General features: G+C 61.7%; 15 protein-coding genes. 8 read left to right on the forward strand and 7 right to left on the reverse strand.

From position 1 onward, the window contains the following. The first annotated feature begins 92 nt into the window (after positions 1 to 92). Both secG and SFY93_RS17635 read left to right on the forward strand, forming a co-directional pair. On the forward strand, positions 93 to 473 hold the full coding sequence (gene secG / locus SFY93_RS17630; protein ID WP_089264515.1) for a preprotein translocase subunit SecG: 381 nt from the start codon (positions 93 to 95) through the stop codon (positions 471 to 473). A gap of 166 nt (positions 474 to 639) precedes the next feature. Beyond that, entirely contained in the window at positions 640 to 2,271 is a 1,632-nt protein-coding gene (locus SFY93_RS17635; protein ID WP_068730833.1) for a CTP synthase, read from the forward strand. A 68-nt stretch (positions 2,272 to 2,339) separates the two neighbouring features. On the opposite strand, the gene SFY93_RS17640 is transcribed toward SFY93_RS17635, so the two are convergent. Further along, positions 2,340 to 2,495: a hypothetical protein gene (locus SFY93_RS17640; RefSeq protein WP_320444021.1), complete on the reverse strand. Its 156-nt coding sequence runs from the start codon at positions 2,493 to 2,495 to the stop codon at positions 2,340 to 2,342. Here SFY93_RS17640 and SFY93_RS17645 point away from each other — a divergent pair. After that, positions 2,494 to 3,540 carry a histone deacetylase family protein gene (locus SFY93_RS17645; protein WP_175367068.1) on the forward strand — a complete coding sequence of 349 codons (1,047 nt, stop codon included), beginning with the start codon at positions 2,494 to 2,496 and terminating at the stop codon, positions 3,538 to 3,540. The two genes, SFY93_RS17640 and SFY93_RS17645, sit on opposite strands and share 2 nt — an antisense overlap. Before the next feature lie 57 nt (positions 3,541 to 3,597). On the opposite strand, the gene SFY93_RS17650 is transcribed toward SFY93_RS17645, so the two are convergent. Continuing rightward, positions 3,598 to 6,300, reverse strand: a complete 2,703-nt coding sequence (locus tag SFY93_RS17650) for a CHAT domain-containing protein (protein ID WP_320444022.1) — start codon at positions 6,298 to 6,300, stop codon at positions 3,598 to 3,600. 12 nt (positions 6,301 to 6,312) lie between these two features. Further along, entirely contained in the window at positions 6,313 to 6,627 is a 315-nt protein-coding gene (locus tag SFY93_RS17655; protein ID WP_320444023.1) for a PAAR domain-containing protein, read from the reverse strand. A 131-nt stretch (positions 6,628 to 6,758) separates the two neighbouring features. Between SFY93_RS17655 and SFY93_RS17660 the strand changes: the two genes are divergently transcribed. The 3 genes from SFY93_RS17660 (at position 6,759) to SFY93_RS17670 (ending at position 9,326) form a co-directional block, all read left to right on the forward strand. After that, complete coding sequence (locus SFY93_RS17660; RefSeq protein ID WP_089264511.1) at positions 6,759 to 7,085, forward strand: NIPSNAP family protein; 327 nt, start codon at positions 6,759 to 6,761, stop codon at positions 7,083 to 7,085. Between the two features lie 167 nt (positions 7,086 to 7,252). After that, positions 7,253 to 8,110: a 3-deoxy-8-phosphooctulonate synthase gene (kdsA, locus tag SFY93_RS17665; RefSeq protein ID WP_116663696.1), complete on the forward strand. Its 858-nt coding sequence runs from the start codon at positions 7,253 to 7,255 to the stop codon at positions 8,108 to 8,110. Between the two features lie 37 nt (positions 8,111 to 8,147). Then, on the forward strand, positions 8,148 to 9,326 hold the full coding sequence (locus SFY93_RS17670) for an MFS transporter (RefSeq protein WP_320444024.1): 1,179 nt from the start codon (positions 8,148 to 8,150) through the stop codon (positions 9,324 to 9,326). Positions 9,327 to 9,378: 52 nt separating this feature from the next. Here SFY93_RS17670 and SFY93_RS17675 read toward each other — a convergent pair whose 3' ends face one another. The 4 genes from SFY93_RS17675 to queF form a co-directional block, all read right to left on the reverse strand. Then, a complete protein-coding gene (locus tag SFY93_RS17675; protein ID WP_320444025.1) occupies positions 9,379 to 9,798 on the reverse strand; it encodes a VOC family protein in 420 nt (139 codons plus the stop codon). Continuing rightward, positions 9,795 to 10,808 carry an isopenicillin N synthase family dioxygenase gene (locus SFY93_RS17680; protein ID WP_320444026.1) on the reverse strand — a complete coding sequence of 338 codons (1,014 nt, stop codon included), beginning with the start codon at positions 10,806 to 10,808 and terminating at the stop codon, positions 9,795 to 9,797. The genes SFY93_RS17675 and SFY93_RS17680 overlap by 4 nt, the downstream gene beginning before the upstream one ends. A 143-nt stretch (positions 10,809 to 10,951) precedes the next feature. Continuing rightward, positions 10,952 to 11,407, reverse strand: a complete 456-nt coding sequence (locus tag SFY93_RS17685; RefSeq protein ID WP_320444027.1) for an NUDIX hydrolase — start codon at positions 11,405 to 11,407, stop codon at positions 10,952 to 10,954. 28 nt (positions 11,408 to 11,435) lie between these two features. Continuing rightward, positions 11,436 to 11,915 (reverse strand): preQ(1) synthase, encoded by a 480-nt coding sequence (gene queF / locus SFY93_RS17690; protein ID WP_320444028.1) that lies wholly within the window; start codon positions 11,913 to 11,915, stop codon positions 11,436 to 11,438. 128 nt (positions 11,916 to 12,043) lie between these two features. On the opposite strand from queF, the gene eno reads away from it, so the two are divergent. Together eno and SFY93_RS17700 are read left to right on the forward strand one after the other, a co-directional pair. Next, a complete protein-coding gene (gene eno / locus SFY93_RS17695; protein WP_320444029.1) occupies positions 12,044 to 13,327 on the forward strand; it encodes a phosphopyruvate hydratase in 1,284 nt (427 codons plus the stop codon). Between the two features lie 211 nt (positions 13,328 to 13,538). Continuing rightward, the gene (locus SFY93_RS17700) at positions 13,539 to 15,560 is read left to right on the forward strand and encodes a glycoside hydrolase family 113 (protein ID WP_320444030.1); all 2,022 of its coding nucleotides are present in this window, start codon (positions 13,539 to 13,541) and stop codon (positions 15,558 to 15,560) included. Positions 15,561 to 15,579 lie beyond the last annotated feature (19 nt).

A 15,579-nucleotide genomic window follows, 5' to 3' on the forward strand; every position in this document is an offset into this window, starting at 1 on the left:
CGGTCGATCGTGTAGACACCGCTGGATTCAAACCCCGCAAGCCATGACTGCAGCCGGCGATCGGCGCTGCGTGCTTGCGATGGAAGGACACGATGCAAAGCGTCATTATCGTTATCCACCTCATGATCGTCGCGGCCCTGATCGGGACGGTGCTGCTGCAGAAATCCGAAGGCGGCGGCCTGGGCGTCGGTGGCGGCGGCGGTGGCGGCTTCATGTCCAGCCGCGGCACGGCGAACCTTCTGACACGCACCACCGGCGTTCTTGCGGTGGGCTTCTTCCTGACCAGCCTGTTCCTGTCTTGGCTCGCGACCTATGAGCGCAAGCCGACTTCGATCCTGCCGGGCTCGACCGCGCCGGTGTCGCAGCCGGGCTCGCCGCTGGCTCCGCCAACCTCGGGCGGCCTGCTGGATACGCTGAAGAAATCCGACGAACAGCAGGCTCCTGCAGCCCCGGCACCGCCACGCTCGCAATAAAGCAGAGGCGCCATGCAGGACGGGGACTACCGTCCTGCATCAGCAGATCCCATCAAGGGGCTGCAATCATTTCGTTTTTCAAGTCACCCACAGCCTCACCGATTCTCGGCTGACGGCTGCGATTCGTTTTGGCGAATCGGTTTCGGAGCCTTAAAGGTTAAGTCCCATGGCGCGGTACATTTTCATCACCGGCGGCGTGGTTTCCTCGCTCGGTAAAGGTCTGGCTTCAGCGGCGTTAGGCGCGCTGTTGCAGGCCCGTGGCTACAAGGTCCGGCTTCGCAAGCTTGACCCCTATCTCAATCTCGATCCCGGAACGATGTCGCCGTATCAGCACGGCGAAGTGTTCGTGACCGATGATGGCGCCGAGACCGATCTCGATCTCGGCCATTATGAGCGTTTCACCGGACGGCCTGCCACCAAGCAGGACAACATCACCACCGGGCGAATCTATCAGGACATCCTCACCAAGGAACGTCGCGGCGATTATCTCGGCGCCACTATCCAGGTGATCCCGCACGTCACCAACGCCATCAAGGACTTCGTTCTGTCGGACAATGACGGCTACGACTTCGTGCTGGTCGAAATCGGCGGCACCGTCGGCGACATCGAAGGCCTGCCGTTCTTCGAAGCTATCCGCCAGTTGCGCAATGACCTGCCGCGCGGCGACACCGTGTTCGTGCATCTGACGTTGCTCCCTTACATCCCGAGCGCCGGCGAGTTGAAGACCAAGCCGACCCAGCATTCCGTCAAGGAGCTGCGCTCGATCGGTATCCAGCCCGACATCCTGCTGTGCCGCTGCGATCGAGATATTCCCAAGGAAGAGCGCCGTAAATTGGGGCTGTTCTGTAACGTCCGCGAAAGCGCCGTGATCGAAGCCCGTGACGTCGACAACATTTATGCGGTGCCGGAAGCCTATCACGTCGCCGGCCTCGACGACGAAGTGCTGGCGGCCTTCGGCATGACGCCAAAGGCGCTGCCCGAGCTGAAGACCTGGAACACCATCAACGAGCGTATCCGCCATCCGGAAGGCGCGGTGACCATCGCGATTGTCGGCAAATATACCGGCATGAAGGACGCCTATAAGTCGCTGACCGAAGCGCTGTCCCATGGCGGCATTGCCAACAAGGTGAAGGTCAATCTCGACTGGATCGAGAGCGAGGTGTTCGAAAACGAGGATCCGGCGCCGTTCCTCGAACACGTCAACGGCATCCTCGTCCCGGGCGGCTTCGGCCAGCGCGGCGCCGAAGGCAAGATCCGCGCAGCGCAGTTTGCGCGCGAGCGCAACGTGCCGTATTTCGGCATCTGCTTCGGCATGCAGATGGCCGTCATCGAAGCGGCGCGCAACCTCGGTGGCATCAAGGACGCGAATTCCACGGAATTCGGCGAGACCAAGGAGCCGGTGGTCGGTCTGATGACCGAATGGCTGCGCGGCAACGAACTCGAGAAGCGCCATAATGCCGGCGATCTCGGCGGCACCATGCGTCTCGGCGCCTATCCGGCGACGCTGACCAAGGGCAGCAAGGTCTCGGACGTCTATGGGGGCGCCACCGAAATCTCCGAGCGCCATCGCCATCGCTACGAGGTCAACACGGCCTATAAAGACCGTCTTGAAAAACATGGGTTGAAGTTCTCCGGCCTGTCGCCGGACGGCGTGCTGCCCGAAATCGTCGAATACGAGAACCATCCGTGGTTCATCGGTGTGCAGTATCATCCCGAGCTGAAGTCGCGCCCGTTCGAACCGCACCCGCTGTTTGCGTCCTTCATCAAGGCCGCGGCCGCGCAGAGCCGGCTGGTGTGAGACTGGAGGAGCGGATTTGGCGAAGCTGTAATCCGCCGTCGGCGTGTGTGGGACGGAAGGATGGCGGATCACGCTTCATCAATCCGCCCTACGACCGAGTTGCCCATGTCGCTGCGCTCATAAGGGCTGCGCAGACTGCCGATTGATCGGCAGAAACCAATCATGCGAATGATCCCTGAGGCGTCGGTCTTCTGACCGGCCGAACGGACAAAGGGATGATCCATGCGCGCTTTCTATCACCCGGATCAGGCAATTCATTCGCCGCAGCAATTCATGCGTTACGGCCGCTTCGTGCCCATCAAGGATTCGCCGGTTCGCACCGAACGACTGATCGGCGCTTTGGCGCGGCACGAGATCACGCCTGAAAAGCCGGCGGAGTACGGCACTGCGCCCGCGCTGACGGTGCATACGCCGGCTTACGTACGCTTCTTGGAAACCGCGTGGGATAATTGGGCGCAACTGCCTGACCACGGACCGGAAGTGTGGCCGCAATATTTCCCGTATTGGAGCGGACGCCCGGAAGAGGCTGCACGGCGGGATTGCCCGGCAACCGGATTTATCGCTCAGGTGGGCTGGTATCTCGGCGATCTGTCGGTGCCGATGGGCCCCGATAGCTGGCGTTCCATCCTGCGCTCGTCGGAAACAGCGGTCACTGGCGCAGACGCTATCGTCGGCGGGGACCGCGCTGCCTATGCGCTGTGCCGGCCGTCGGGCCATCACGCGCGCGCCGATCGCGGCACAGGCTTCTGCTACCTGAATAACAGCGCGATTGCCGCGCAGCGATTGCGCAGTCGCTTTGGAAAGGTGGCGATCATCGATGTCGATGTTCATCACGGCGATGGCACGCAGCAGATTTTCTATAATCGTCCAGATGTGCTGACGATCTCGATCCACGGCGACCCCACGAATTTCGTGCCGTTCTATACGGGCTATGCAAGCGAGACCGGCCATGGAGCCGGCGAGGGCTTCGATCTCAATCTACCCTTACCGCCCGGTGCCGGTGGTGCTGAGATGAATGCAGCGCTCGACACGGCGATCGAACGCGTTCGCGCATTTGGCGCCGATGCCCTTGTCGTGGCGCTCGGCTTTGATGCCCATCGCGATGATCCGATCGGCATCCTGAAGCTTGACGCAAAGGACTTCGGGAGCGTCGGCACCAAGATGCAATCGCTGGGTCTGCCGACGCTCATCGTTCAGGAGGGCGGATACGGCATCGATGCGATCCAGGACTGCCTCGATTCCTTCCTGACTGGCTTCAGGCAAGCGTAGTTCGGATAGGATCGCGTAGGGCGGATTACGCTTCGCCCTACGGCTCAGCCACAGGTTTCAGCTCTCGAAGAATACAAACGCCGCCCAGACCGACGGGTCTTTGGCGGCCGTGATCTTGCCCTGGATCGCTTCGATGCGGACCTTCCGGAGGGCGCTGGCGTAATCGAGTTTCTCGTCGGCCAGCACCTGATAGAACCGCGCCATGAAGTTGGCGGTGCCTTCGTCTGCGACCTCCCACAATGTCAGCAGCGAACGCCGGGCGCCGGCGATGGCAAGGGCGGTGGGCAAGCCGCGCACGCTGCCAATCCGGCTGGGATCGCCGAGCGCGGTTTGGCAGGCGGACAGCACGACAAGGTTGGCCGACGACAAATCCCAGTTCATCAGTTCGTGCGCATAAAGTACGCCGTCATTGTCGTCGCGCTGCGGCGGGCGGCTGAGATTGGGGCGCGAGGCAACGAGGCCGCTGCGCCAGAGCGCGTCGGTGCGGTTGGAGGCGGTCTTGTAGAAGCCGTGGGTGGCGAGATGGATCAGGGACGCGCCTTTGGCGTCGGCGCGGATCGTCGCTTCGCCGCTGTCGCTGCCCGAGAGGATGGTAACGACAAGGTTGCGCTTCTTCAGATCGGCGCTGACCGTATCGACTTCGGTCTTCGTCGAGGGTAGCTCATTGGCGGCGCCGGCATAGTCGAGCCCGCCGACCAACAGCGCCTTGTCGCCCGATGCAAGCCTGTTGTCGTTGTTCGCAAAGAACAGCGCGTCGGCGCGCGTCATGATCCGGGTGTCGTAAATCTCGTCGAGATAGCGGCCGCCGGCATCCTGCAGCATCGCGAAGGGCAGGCTGTAGAGTTCGGCATCGGGGACAAGAAACAGTCGTTTCACGTCGGCGAGCTGCGGCTTCAGCGGTCCGAGCAGCGTGTCATGGAGGCGACGGAAGAGCTTTGCGTGATCTGGCGCCGTGGCATCGACTGCGAGGAAGCTGTCGAGCGGGCCGAGATCGACCAGTGCTGGTGCAGTGTCGTGGCGGCGGATCACGGCCTGCAGCCGCATCTCCGGTTTTGGCGCGATCGGATTAACGCGGTTGCGGCGGCCGCTGACGAAGAAGTCGACCAGCGCGTCGCTGCGTTCGAGCTTGCTTTCTATTGAAGGGAGCTTGAGATCGATCGGCGCCTTGCTACCCATCTTTGCCGCAAGCGCCTGCCGCGCGTCCTGCAACTGCCTGAGCACGTCGCGTGCGTCGTCATCGATCTTGCCTGACGACAGCAACTCCTGCTGCTGGCCGGACAGTCGCAGCACGGTCTGTGCCAGTGTCTTGGTGGCGTCGTCAGGCAGCCGGTCGGCCGTCAGGCGCAGCATGGTGCGTTCGCCGTCTTCCATCGTCTTCCAGCGCGATACCGCATCCGCATAGGCAATGGCCGCGGCTGGTTCGACCAGCGCGTAGCGGCCGAACTCATACAGGATATCATCGGCGAGTTTGCGCATGGTCTCGGCGACGTAACGGTTGCCGGCAGTGCCGACCTCGCGCAGCATCCAGCGGAACGCCTGCTGCTCGACATCCTTGAAGGTCGCCAACGTGTCCTTGTCGCCGCGCTTCATCCGAGTCATCGCGACACCGAGCAAGGCATCGAAGGTGATCGGGTGCTGGCGCGCAATGGTCGTCTGCGAACGCTGATAGGCGTCGATCCGCAGCGCCAGCGCGCGGTCGGTCTCGCCACGTGCCTCATACTGATCGGCGGCGAGTTGTGCCGCTTTGATGCGCAGGAGATCCGGTGCGCCGTTCCAGTCCTTGACCTTGGCCATGGCTTCCAGATCAGGGCGGCTCATCTGCTGGTCGGGATGGAAATAGGCTTTGGTATAGGAGATCCAGACATTGGCCTGCTGGACATGTTCAGAGCGGGGATCGGCGAGGTCGGTCGCGCAGCGCTTTTGCAATTCGAGCGCGCGTAGTGTTTCGGCTTCGTTGCCCATGGCCAGATGGCTGAGCGCGAGATTGCTGGCGCTCACCAGCGCCTGGATGCTGCCATAGCCGTAATGCGCGATGCGCTTGCGCAGCAGCGGCTCGTCGATCCCCGCGGCGACATCGGGATGTCCGACCATGCGCAACGCTTCGGCATAGTTGTTCTCGGTGCGCCAGAATAGCGGTTCACGGTCGCCGAGCGCCTTTCGCGCATTGAGATAGATTTCCTCCGACAAATTGAGACCGGATGCGACGGCGCCGTTATTGGTCAACAGCGTCGCGAGGATATCGCCGCCAGCGATGTCCTGCGCCGAATTCGGCCCATAGGCCGCACGCATACGTTTGCGCGCTTCGGTCGCGACGGGGATGCCGAGATCGTATTGATTGCTGCGTTCGAGGAAGCGCGCATATTCGAACCAGAACGTGACCGCATCGTTGCCACCGTCGCGTGCGGCGCGAGTCTTGGCTGCATCAGCAAAAAACTCGGATGCTGTGGCGTTGTCGCGGCGGCGCTCGAACGAACCCGCGGCATTCAGATAGGCCGATATCGTGAGCCGGTGATAGTTGCTCTGCGTGACCTCGCGCAGTGCGTTCTTCAGCCGCTCGCGGCCGCTGCCGTCATTGCCGGCGCGCAGCGCATTGAACGCATCCTGAATCTTCGCCGTGAGCTCGCGTTCGCTGGGTGCGCGGCTATTCTGCGCTTGGGCGACGGGGATGAAAGCCGGCAATAGGATGAGGCCGCCGGCGATGGTGATAGCAAGCCGGCCGACAACGCCGGCGGGCCATTGCGCCCGGGATGACAAGGACATGTCCGGCCGGTCTTACTTGCAGCCCGACGTGCTGTCGCCGGCACGGGCCATCGGCTTGCCGTTGATGAACACGCCAGTGCTGCCCGAGATGGTCTTACCGCCGCATTCGGTGCTGCCGCCGACGACGGCTGCAGGCTTGCCGTTAATGTAGACGCCCTTCGCACCCTCGATGATCTTGCCGTCGGTGGTGGTGTCACCGACGCGTGCCGCCGGCTTGCCATCGACCATCACGCCGGTGGCACCCGACGTGATCTTGCCGGGCTGTTGAGCGGTGGCAGACACGGTCAGTGTCATCAGGGCGACTAGCGACAGAAGGCGCTTTTGCATCGTGGATCCAAGTCGGTTGCGTCACAGGCGGCATGATGTAAGCCTGACGTTGCGCAGGCAAGGGACGATGCCGCAACAAGCCATGCGTTAGAGTCTTTCAAGGCTGACAAAAAGGGAAGGAACCAAAGCCGATGATCTATGAATTACGCGTCTATCGCTGTTTGCCGGGACGTCTGCCGGCGCTGATCAAGCGATTTGAATCTGTCACATTGAAGCTCTGGGAGAAGCACGGCATCCGGCAGTCCGGTTTCTTCACCACGGTGATCGGCGAATCCAATCAGGAACTCACTTACATCCTCAAATGGGAATCGCTCGCTGAGCGCGAGAAGGTGTGGACCGCTTTCATGAGCGACCCCGAGTGGATGTCGGCGCGTGCCAAGTCCGAAGAGGATGGCCAGATCGTCGGCAATATAGTCAGCCAGCTGCTGGCGCCGACCGCGTTTTCCGCGCTGAAGTAAGCCCAATCCGGGCGCAGGTCCATCGGTCCGGTGCGGCACAAGCCGCCCCGGTCAGATTGGAGGTGTCTCCCGCTGCAACCCTGATATTCCGGGCGGCGGGACGGGCCTGATCTGGCTTGCATCCCGCCCGGTCCTGCGGTCATGGTCGCCAGAATAAGGAGACCATTTTGACCGCATCCTCCACAGCCGCACCCGTCGTCGCACTCGGCACCGTCCGCTTCGGCAATGCTCTGCCGATCTCGGTGATCGCCGGGCCATGCCAGCTGGAAAGCCGCGCCCATGCGCTCGAAGTGGCGCAGGCACTGAAGGAGATCGCGACCCGGCTCAAGATCGGTCTCGTCTTCAAGACCTCTTTCGACAAGGCCAACCGGACCAGCGCCTCCGCCGCGCGCGGCATCGGCCTCGACGATGCTCTGCCCATCTTTGCCGAGATACGCGAGACGCTCGGCCTGCCTGTTCTCACGGACGTGCACGAGAACGATCAATGCGCCCGTGCAGCCGAGGCGGTGGACGTGCTCCAGATCCCGGCCTTTCTGTGCCGGCAGACGGATCTGCTGCTGGCCGCGGCCGCGACCGGGAAGGTGGTCAATGTGAAGAAGGGCCAGTTTCTCGCGCCCTGGGACATGGCCAATGTCGTCAGCAAGCTGACATCGTCAGGCAATGACAAGGTGCTGGTCACCGAGCGGGGTGCGTCCTTCGGCTACAATACGCTGGTGTCCGACATGCGCGCGCTGCCGATCCTGGCGCGCACCACCGGTGCGCCGGTGATCTTCGACGCCACCCATTCGGTGCAGCAGCCGGGCGGCAAGGGCACGTCGTCGGGCGGCGAGCGCGAATTCGTGCCGGTGCTGGCGCGCGCGGCCGTTGCCGTCGGCGTCGCCGGTGTGTTCATCGAGACCCATCCCGATCCGGACAATGCGCCGTCCGACGGCCCGAACATGGTGCCGCTGCGCGACTTCGAGGCGCTGGTGAAGAACCTGATGGCGTTCGACGCGCTGGCCAAAGAGACGGCGGCCAAGGCCTGATCATGCAGCCCTCTGCCGCGGCGCTGGTGGCGCGCTGATGCCTCCGGTCCTCAATATCATTGCACTGGCATCCTTCGCCGCCGCGTTGTCGATGCGCGCGCTGGACCCGGTGCTGCCGCATGTCGCCGACGATTTGTCCATCACGGTGGCAATTGCCGCCGGTCTGGCATCCGCACTGGCCTTTACCTTCGCCATTGTGCAGCCGGCGCTCGGTGCTGCCGCCGACCTGTTCGGCAAGCCGCGCCTGATGATCGTCTGTCTGGTTCTGCTCGGCATCGCCAACATTCTCGGCGCTATCACTACCGACTATCCGCTGCTGCTGGCGACGCGCGTGCTGGCGGGCATCGGGGCAGGCGGGGTGTTTCCGGTGACGCTCAGCCTGACCAGCGATCTGGTCGGGCCGAAGCTGCGCCAGGTGGCGCTCAGCCGCGTGATGGCCGGCGCTATGACCGGCAACCTGCTGGGCTCGACGGCGTCTGGCGTAATCGGCGATTTCTTCGGCTGGCGCGGCGTGCTGGTTATTCTCGGCGGCCTCGCGATCGTCGCATCGGTCGCGGTAGCGTATGGCTTCAAGGGCGCCGCGATTATCAAGCCGACCGTGAAGGCCGACTTCGGCAAGCTTGCCCAGGGCTACAAAGTCATCTTCCGCAACCCGAACACGCTGATCGTCTACAGCGCCGTGTTCGTCGAGGGCTGCTGCATCCTCGGCCTGTTTCCCTATATTTCGTCATTCCTGTTCGACCGTGGCGTGACCAGCCTTTCCATTGCGGGCCTTGTGATCGCCTGTTTCGCCGTCGGCGGCCTGTTCTACACCGCAACCGTGTCGCGGATGCTGGCGCGGCTCGGCATCAACGGCATGATGATCTATGGCGGCATCGTGATCGCGATCCAGCTTGCCGCGACTGCCTTCAGCCCCAACTGGCAGATCCAGGCACTGAGCCTGCTGCTGATGGGCTGGGGCTTCTACATGCTGCACGGCTCGCTGCAGATATTCTCGACGGAGCTGTCACAAGAAGCCCGCGCCAGCGCCATGTCGCTGCACGCCTTCTGCTTTTTCATGGGCCAGTCGGTCGGCCCGATCGCCTATGGCTTCGGTCTGGCGCACGCCGGCAAGATGCCGACGCTGCTGATCTCAGCCGCCATCGTCTTTGCGCTTGGATTTGCGGCAGCAAAGCTGCTGAAATCGACCAAGCCGGCGGATGGCGGCGCTACCTAGTCCAAGGCCGGCGCCGAGACCCTTGCAGCAACGTCGAGCTGCGTCGCAGTCGCTATTCGATAATGTGGTTGATGCGGAAAACGTTCTGTTCGGGATCGAGCAAAACGGCCTGATACCAGTTATAATAGGTCTTGTAGGGTGGCTTCACCAACTGCGCGCCCAATGAAACGGCCTTCGGCGTCAGCCGTTCGACCTCGGCAACGCTGGCGACATCGATGGTTATCAGAAACTTGACTCCACTGACCTCCGAGAACGCGTCCAGCTTCAACAGGCCATAAGCGTCCTGCGCATTGAAGCCGAGGCTGCTGCATCCGGTATTCAGCCCCCGGAAAATCGGCGACCGCATTTTCTCGATTTCCGTGAAGCCGAACGCATCGATGTAGAACTGACTCAGGGCGACGATGTCCCGCGCAAAGACGTTGACGTAGGACAGCGTAGGCTTGCCTGGTGTCTTGATCGTTGAATCTGTCATGCTGATTTTCTGGAACCTTCACCGAAGGTCGTTTGCTTGACGAACTTGCTGGTCAGGTGATCGCCTGATGAAACCGGCTCGTATTTGGCGGGGTTACCCGGCCCTTGACAACTCTCGAGGCATTCGACCATCGCGTCGTAATTAGGCTGGTGAAAGAACACCAGGGAAAGCCGCGCGCTGTCGCTAGCCTTTTCTCGCGGAGGATTGGCAACGCGATGCAGCGTCGATGACCACAGGTCATTGGTCCATTGCATCATGAGGTCACCTATATTCACGACGAATCCCCCGCCCACCGCCGGCACATCGACCCACTCTCCAGCCTTGTTATAGACCTGCAGGCCGCCCGGACGGTCTTCCGTGCGCACGATGGTCAGGCTGCCGTAGTCGGAATGCGCGCCAGCGCGCAGCTGACCGGGCAAAGGCTCCTCATGCTGGTTGGGATATTTGAGCGCGCGGAACATACTGATGTGTCGATCGATCTTGTCGTCAAAATAAGTTTCCGGCAAATCGAGACCGAGCGCGAATATCCGCATCATCGTTTTGGAGAGATCGGACATCGCCTGGAAATAGTCTTGCCAGGATTCCTTGAAATCCGGGATTTGCTCTGCCCAGAGATTGGGCGCGAAATGCGGTCCGGCAGCCGGGCCGGTGAAATACGGATCGTCCGGCACGACAATGGGACCGATTGAAAATGATTCCTTCAGATCGCCGGGAGATTTTTCACCGAGGCTGTAGGAAAGGCCCTCATCGCCGACTGCACTGTAGCCGCGAACCTGATCTTCCTTTGGCCGCTTGATCGCCATCTTGTCCGCAGCTGGTAAATCAAAAAAAGTCCTAGCGCTTGCATCGACCCGATTGACCAGCGCGGGCGAGACGCCGTGCCCCGTGATGACCAGAAATCCAATGTCGCGGCAGGCTTGGGCCACCGCCTTGGCGACAGCTTGCTTGCCGTCGGAAGAACCCATGCGATATGGCGAAATATCGATGACCGGGATACTCGTGAGTGTCATGGGTTCTGTCCATCGTTTGAGGGATCTGCATAACCAGGCAACGCTGCAGAGGCAGGCCGATGGCAAGCATGTTCCGTGCCATGACAGCCACGGTCGCATCGTCCTTCCGTTCAGCACGGCCGGCTTTTTGCGTATTTGCTGCGTCAGTTGATCGTTACCGTCGCCAGTATATCCAGCAGATTTTCCGGCCAAACGACCTCCTCCGTCGTTTGCATCAGGTCGCCCCTCGACCACCAGCGTTGATCCGCGATGACATCGACTTCCTGGCTGGTCCATCCTTGCCGCGATAGTGCGACGTCCTCGACTCTCACCACAAAGTATTTTTCGCGGGACTGAACGTAGTCGCCATCGGGCAACTGAAGCGCGAATTCGCGATCGGCCACCGGCTCACCGACGGATTCGCGAAGGATGCCCGTCTCTTCCCGGAGTTCACGAATGGCGGCTTGCTGGTAGGTCTCGCCGTCCTTGACGCCGCCGCCCGGTGTGGACCAGTAGTTCTGACCCGCGAGCGCGCCAGTTTTGTGAACAAATCGAAACAGCAGAACGCGCGTCTCGCTGTCCACGATCAGCAGCCGCGAGGAGGAGCGTACACGCATCATTGCACTTCCGTGCAAATCAGGGGCAAACCTATCCCCGCCCGCGATACGGCGCGACGCCTTGCTCGGGGACCCAGACGCCCTTGGGCAGCGTTCCGGTCTGCCAGAACACGTCGATGGGGATGCCGCCGCGCGGATACCAGTAGCCGCCGATACGCAGCCATTTCGGCTTGATGGCGGAGGCAACGCGCTTGCCGATCTCGACAGTGCAATCCTCATGGAAGGCGCCGTGATTGCGGAACGAGGCGAGATAGAGCTTCAGCGACTTCGACTCGACCAGCCACTGGCCGGGCACATAGTCGATCATCAGATGGGCGAAATCCGGCTGGCCGGTGATCGGGCACAGCGAGGTGAATTCCGGCGCGGTGAAGCGCACCACGTAATTGGTGTCCTTTTGCGGGTTCGGCACCCGGTCGAGCTGGGCCAGCTCAGGAGAGGTCGGCCATTCCACGGCACGGCCGAGCTGGAGCTCGGGCGCTGATTTCGACGATTTGCGGGGTGTTTTTGACATAAATATCTCCGTTATGGCGGTTCATAGCCAATCCCGGGCCCGTCGTCACGTCAGGCGGGGTTTTCCCGCCGGGAGGCTTGCTGTAGAAGCGGCGCCAACGACCCACCCCCAGCACAAAGAGGGCATTCATGACCGCCATCGTCGACATCATCGGCCGCGAAATTCTCGATAGCCGCGGCAATCCCACGGTTGAAGTCGACGTCGTCCTCGAAGACGGATCGATGGGCCGCGCCGCGGTTCCGTCGGGTGCCTCCACCGGCGCCCATGAGGCGGTCGAGTTGCGCGACGGCGACAAGTCCCGCTATCTCGGCAAAGGCGTGCAGAAGGCGGTCGATGCCATCAATGGCGAGATCTTCGACGCCATCGGCGGCATGGACGTGGAGAACCAGGTCCAGCTCGACGAGATCATGATCGAGCTCGACGGCACCCCGAACAAGTCGCGCCTCGGCGCCAATGCGATCCTCGGCGTCTCGCTGGCCGCCGCCAAAGCGGCTGCGGAATCCTTCGATATGCCGCTGTATCGTTATGTGGGCGGTACCTCGGCCCGTACGCTGCCGGTGCCGATGATGAACATCATCAATGGCGGCATGCATGCCGACAACCCGATCGACTTCCAGGAATTCATGATCATGCCGGTCGGTGCGTCCTCCTTCGCCGAAGGCCTGCGTTGCGGCGCCGAGATATTCCACACGCTGAAGAGCGAGCTGAAGAAGGCCGGCCACAACACCAATGTCGGTGACGAGGGCGGTTTCGCGCCAAACATCGGCTCGGCCGAAGCGGCACTGGATTTCGTGATGGCCGCCATCGGCAAGGCCGGCTACTCCGCCGGCAAGGACGTGATGCTGGCGATGGATTGCGCCGCCACCGAGTTCTTCAAGGACGGCGCTTACGTCTATGGCGGCGAGAACAAGACACGCAACATCTCCGAACAGGCCAAGTATCTCGCTCAGCTCGTTGCCAATTACCCGATCGTCTCCATCGAGGATGGCATGTCGGAAGACGACATGGACGGCTGGAAGCAACTGACCGATCTGATCGGTTCGAAGTGCCAGCTGGTTGGCGACGATCTGTTCGTCACCAACGTTACGCGTCTTGCCGACGGCATCAAGAACGGCCGCGCCAATTCGATCCTGATCAAGGTCAACCAGATCGGTTCGCTGACCGAAACGCTGAGCGCCGTCGAGATGGCCTACAAGGCGGGTTATACCGCGGTGATGTCGCACCGTTCGGGTGAGACCGAAGATTCCACGATCGCGGATCTCGCCGTCGCCACCAATTGCGGACAGATCAAGACCGGCTCGCTGGCACGCGCGGATCGTACCGCCAAGTACAATCAGCTGCTGCGCATCGAGCAGCAGCTCGGCACCCAGGCGAAGTATGCCGGCAAGGCTGCATTGAAAGCTCTCGCGTAAAGCGCAGGCGCGGCCTTCCGGGCCGAGCAAGAACTACGCGATCAACGCCGTTCGCTGAAATAGCGAGCGGCGTTTTTCATTGAATGACACTGACCGCGCAAGCCGACAACGAGGTTCAATTTGTAGACGTCACCATGATACCCCATTGCGGTCGCGAAGGTATCACGTTGTGGGTTCAGCCTTCTCCAGGCAATGCCGACGGAGAGCGCGAATGCCCAACATCTTTAAGGTCCAAGGTTTCGGTGCACTGTCGGAGTGGAACGGACAGTTCTCCAGTGCGTCAGCCGATCAGGCGTTTCAGGCCATGGCGTCACTGGGATCGAATTCGATCGCGCTGACGACGCGGATATGGACCGACAGCCGTACGGGCAATGACGTGCTCGCCGTGCCGGCCAAGACCGAAAGCGATACAAGCCTGCTCGCTGGTTTTCAGAAGGCGCATGCCGCTGGGCTGGATGTTGTTTTCAAGCCGGGCATTACAGGTCTCGACGGCACGATCTCGCACAGTCTGGCGCCGTCGGACGTCGATGCCTTCTTCGCGTCCTACAAGGCCGAGATCGTTCACCTGGCTGAAATTGCAGAGCAAGGCGATGTCGCCAGTTTCGCCATCGGCAACGAGATGAGCAGCCTGTCGGGCGACGCCTATCGCAGCTACTGGGTCGATATCATCTCGGCCGTGCGCGGCGTCTATCATGGCGAAGTCACTTACGCGGCGGCAACCGACGAAGCATCCAAGGTCAGCTTCTGGGACCAGGTCGATACGATCGGCATCAACGCCTATCCACCCTTGACGGCTAGCACGACGCCGACGGTGGACGATCTCGTGCACGCCTGGAGCGAGGTGCCGTACAATCCGTATTACGCGAAAGCTTTCGGCTACCAGTCACCCGTCGATTTCTTTCACTCGCTGGCATTGGATTACGGCAAGCCGGTGCTGATGACTGAGGTCGGCTATCGCAGCATCGATGGCACCGCGATCAATCCAGGTGGAGGGTCATCCAAGGCGCCTGCGGATCTTGCCGAGCAGGCCGACGCCTATAATGCGTTCTTCCAGGTCTGGAGCGCGCATGGCGGCAGCTGGCTGAAAGGCGTCGAGTTCTGGCAGTGGGACCTCAACAACTTCTATTCCGAGACCGGCTATTCGGTCATGGACAAGCCGGCGCAGGATGTGGTGGCGCAATATTTCCATGGGACAGGGCTAACGCCGGGCGTCACCATCACGGGCTCGTCGATCGGCGACACGATCGATCTCGGAGGCGGCAACGACGTCATCTTCGGCGGGCTCGGTCATGACGAGATCTATGGCGGTGCCGGAAACGATACGATTGTCGCCGGTCCAAGCGTAGCGGGCAAGCTCGCCACGACCACCATCACGCTGACGGGTTATGGCTCCGTCGTGAACGGAATCGGCGCGCAGGCGCAGGTTCTGGTCAATGGCCAGCCGGTTTCGGCCGTGCTTGAATTCACGCCCGCGAGCGATCCGTCGGGCTACCAGACCTACACCGTCACTTTCGACAATCCCGCCAGCATCTCCAGTGTCGCGATCAATCTCGCAAATTCCGAGCCCGGGCGCGCGCTGCATTTCAAGGACATTGCCATCAATGGCGTCGATCTGGTGCCGGCCCACGGCACCAATGCCAGTTCACCCGGCTCGTTCGATCTCTATGTCCGCAGCATCCAATTCGACACGACCAAGCATCAGGACTGGTTCTTTGGTGCCTCAAGCGACAACGATGTCGTCCGCGGCGGTGACGGCGATGACTACATTGCGGGAGGGACCGGCAACGACATCATCAATGGCGGCAACGGCACCGACACCGCGGTATTCTCCGGCAATGTGGCCGACTACAGCATCAACCGCAGTGGCGCTCAGACGATCGTCACTGACAGGATCGCCGGTCGCGACGGCACCGACTATCTGACCAATACGGAGTTTCTGAAATTCGCAAATGCCAGTATTGCCGTCGATACACTCGGACAAGCACTTGCGAGCAGCACTGGCAGTGAGAACTTTGCTTTCAGTCAGACGTCTGGGCACACGACATCCGGGCACGCGGAGGCGCAGAATAGCGCGCAGGGCGAGGGCGCTGCGGAGGTCGCTCATGCTCAGATCCTGACGGCACTCAGCCATCCCGCCGCGGCCGTGCCGGCGCCGGACGACGCGCTCGGCGCTCATGACGCCGCGCTCGTGCCGGCGACGCCTCCATCCCATCATGACGTGCTGATCGTCTGAGCGTTCGCGGGAGCTAAAA

It is taken from the genome of Tardiphaga sp. 42S5 (assembly GCF_034044155.1).
GTDB lineage: Bacteria > Pseudomonadota > Alphaproteobacteria > Rhizobiales > Xanthobacteraceae > Tardiphaga > Tardiphaga robiniae.

What these genes read in the sequence shown, in the direction of transcription:
- SFY93_RS17645 (WP_175367068.1), top strand. Translation starts at nt 2,494, where the DNA reads ATGCGCGCTTTCTATCACCCGGATCAGGCAATTCATTCGCCGCAGCAA.
- queF (WP_320444028.1), bottom strand. Translation starts at nt 11,915, where the DNA reads ATGTCAAAAACACCCCGCAAATCGTCGAAATCAGCGCCCGAGCTCCAG.
- eno (WP_320444029.1), top strand. Translation starts at nt 12,044, where the DNA reads ATGACCGCCATCGTCGACATCATCGGCCGCGAAATTCTCGATAGCCGC.
- SFY93_RS17640 (WP_320444021.1), bottom strand. Translation starts at nt 2,495, where the DNA reads ATGGATCATCCCTTTGTCCGTTCGGCCGGTCAGAAGACCGACGCCTCA.
- SFY93_RS17660 (WP_089264511.1), top strand. Translation starts at nt 6,759, where the DNA reads ATGATCTATGAATTACGCGTCTATCGCTGTTTGCCGGGACGTCTGCCG.
- SFY93_RS17685 (WP_320444027.1), bottom strand. Translation starts at nt 11,407, where the DNA reads ATGATGCGTGTACGCTCCTCCTCGCGGCTGCTGATCGTGGACAGCGAG.
- secG (WP_089264515.1), top strand. Translation starts at nt 93, where the DNA reads ATGCAAAGCGTCATTATCGTTATCCACCTCATGATCGTCGCGGCCCTG.
- SFY93_RS17635 (WP_068730833.1), top strand. Translation starts at nt 640, where the DNA reads ATGGCGCGGTACATTTTCATCACCGGCGGCGTGGTTTCCTCGCTCGGT.
- SFY93_RS17655 (WP_320444023.1), bottom strand. Translation starts at nt 6,627, where the DNA reads ATGCAAAAGCGCCTTCTGTCGCTAGTCGCCCTGATGACACTGACCGTG.
- SFY93_RS17700 (WP_320444030.1), top strand. Translation starts at nt 13,539, where the DNA reads ATGCCCAACATCTTTAAGGTCCAAGGTTTCGGTGCACTGTCGGAGTGG.
- SFY93_RS17680 (WP_320444026.1), bottom strand. Translation starts at nt 10,808, where the DNA reads ATGACACTCACGAGTATCCCGGTCATCGATATTTCGCCATATCGCATG.
- SFY93_RS17650 (WP_320444022.1), bottom strand. Translation starts at nt 6,300, where the DNA reads ATGTCCTTGTCATCCCGGGCGCAATGGCCCGCCGGCGTTGTCGGCCGG.
- SFY93_RS17670 (WP_320444024.1), top strand. Translation starts at nt 8,148, where the DNA reads ATGCCTCCGGTCCTCAATATCATTGCACTGGCATCCTTCGCCGCCGCG.
- SFY93_RS17675 (WP_320444025.1), bottom strand. Translation starts at nt 9,798, where the DNA reads ATGACAGATTCAACGATCAAGACACCAGGCAAGCCTACGCTGTCCTAC.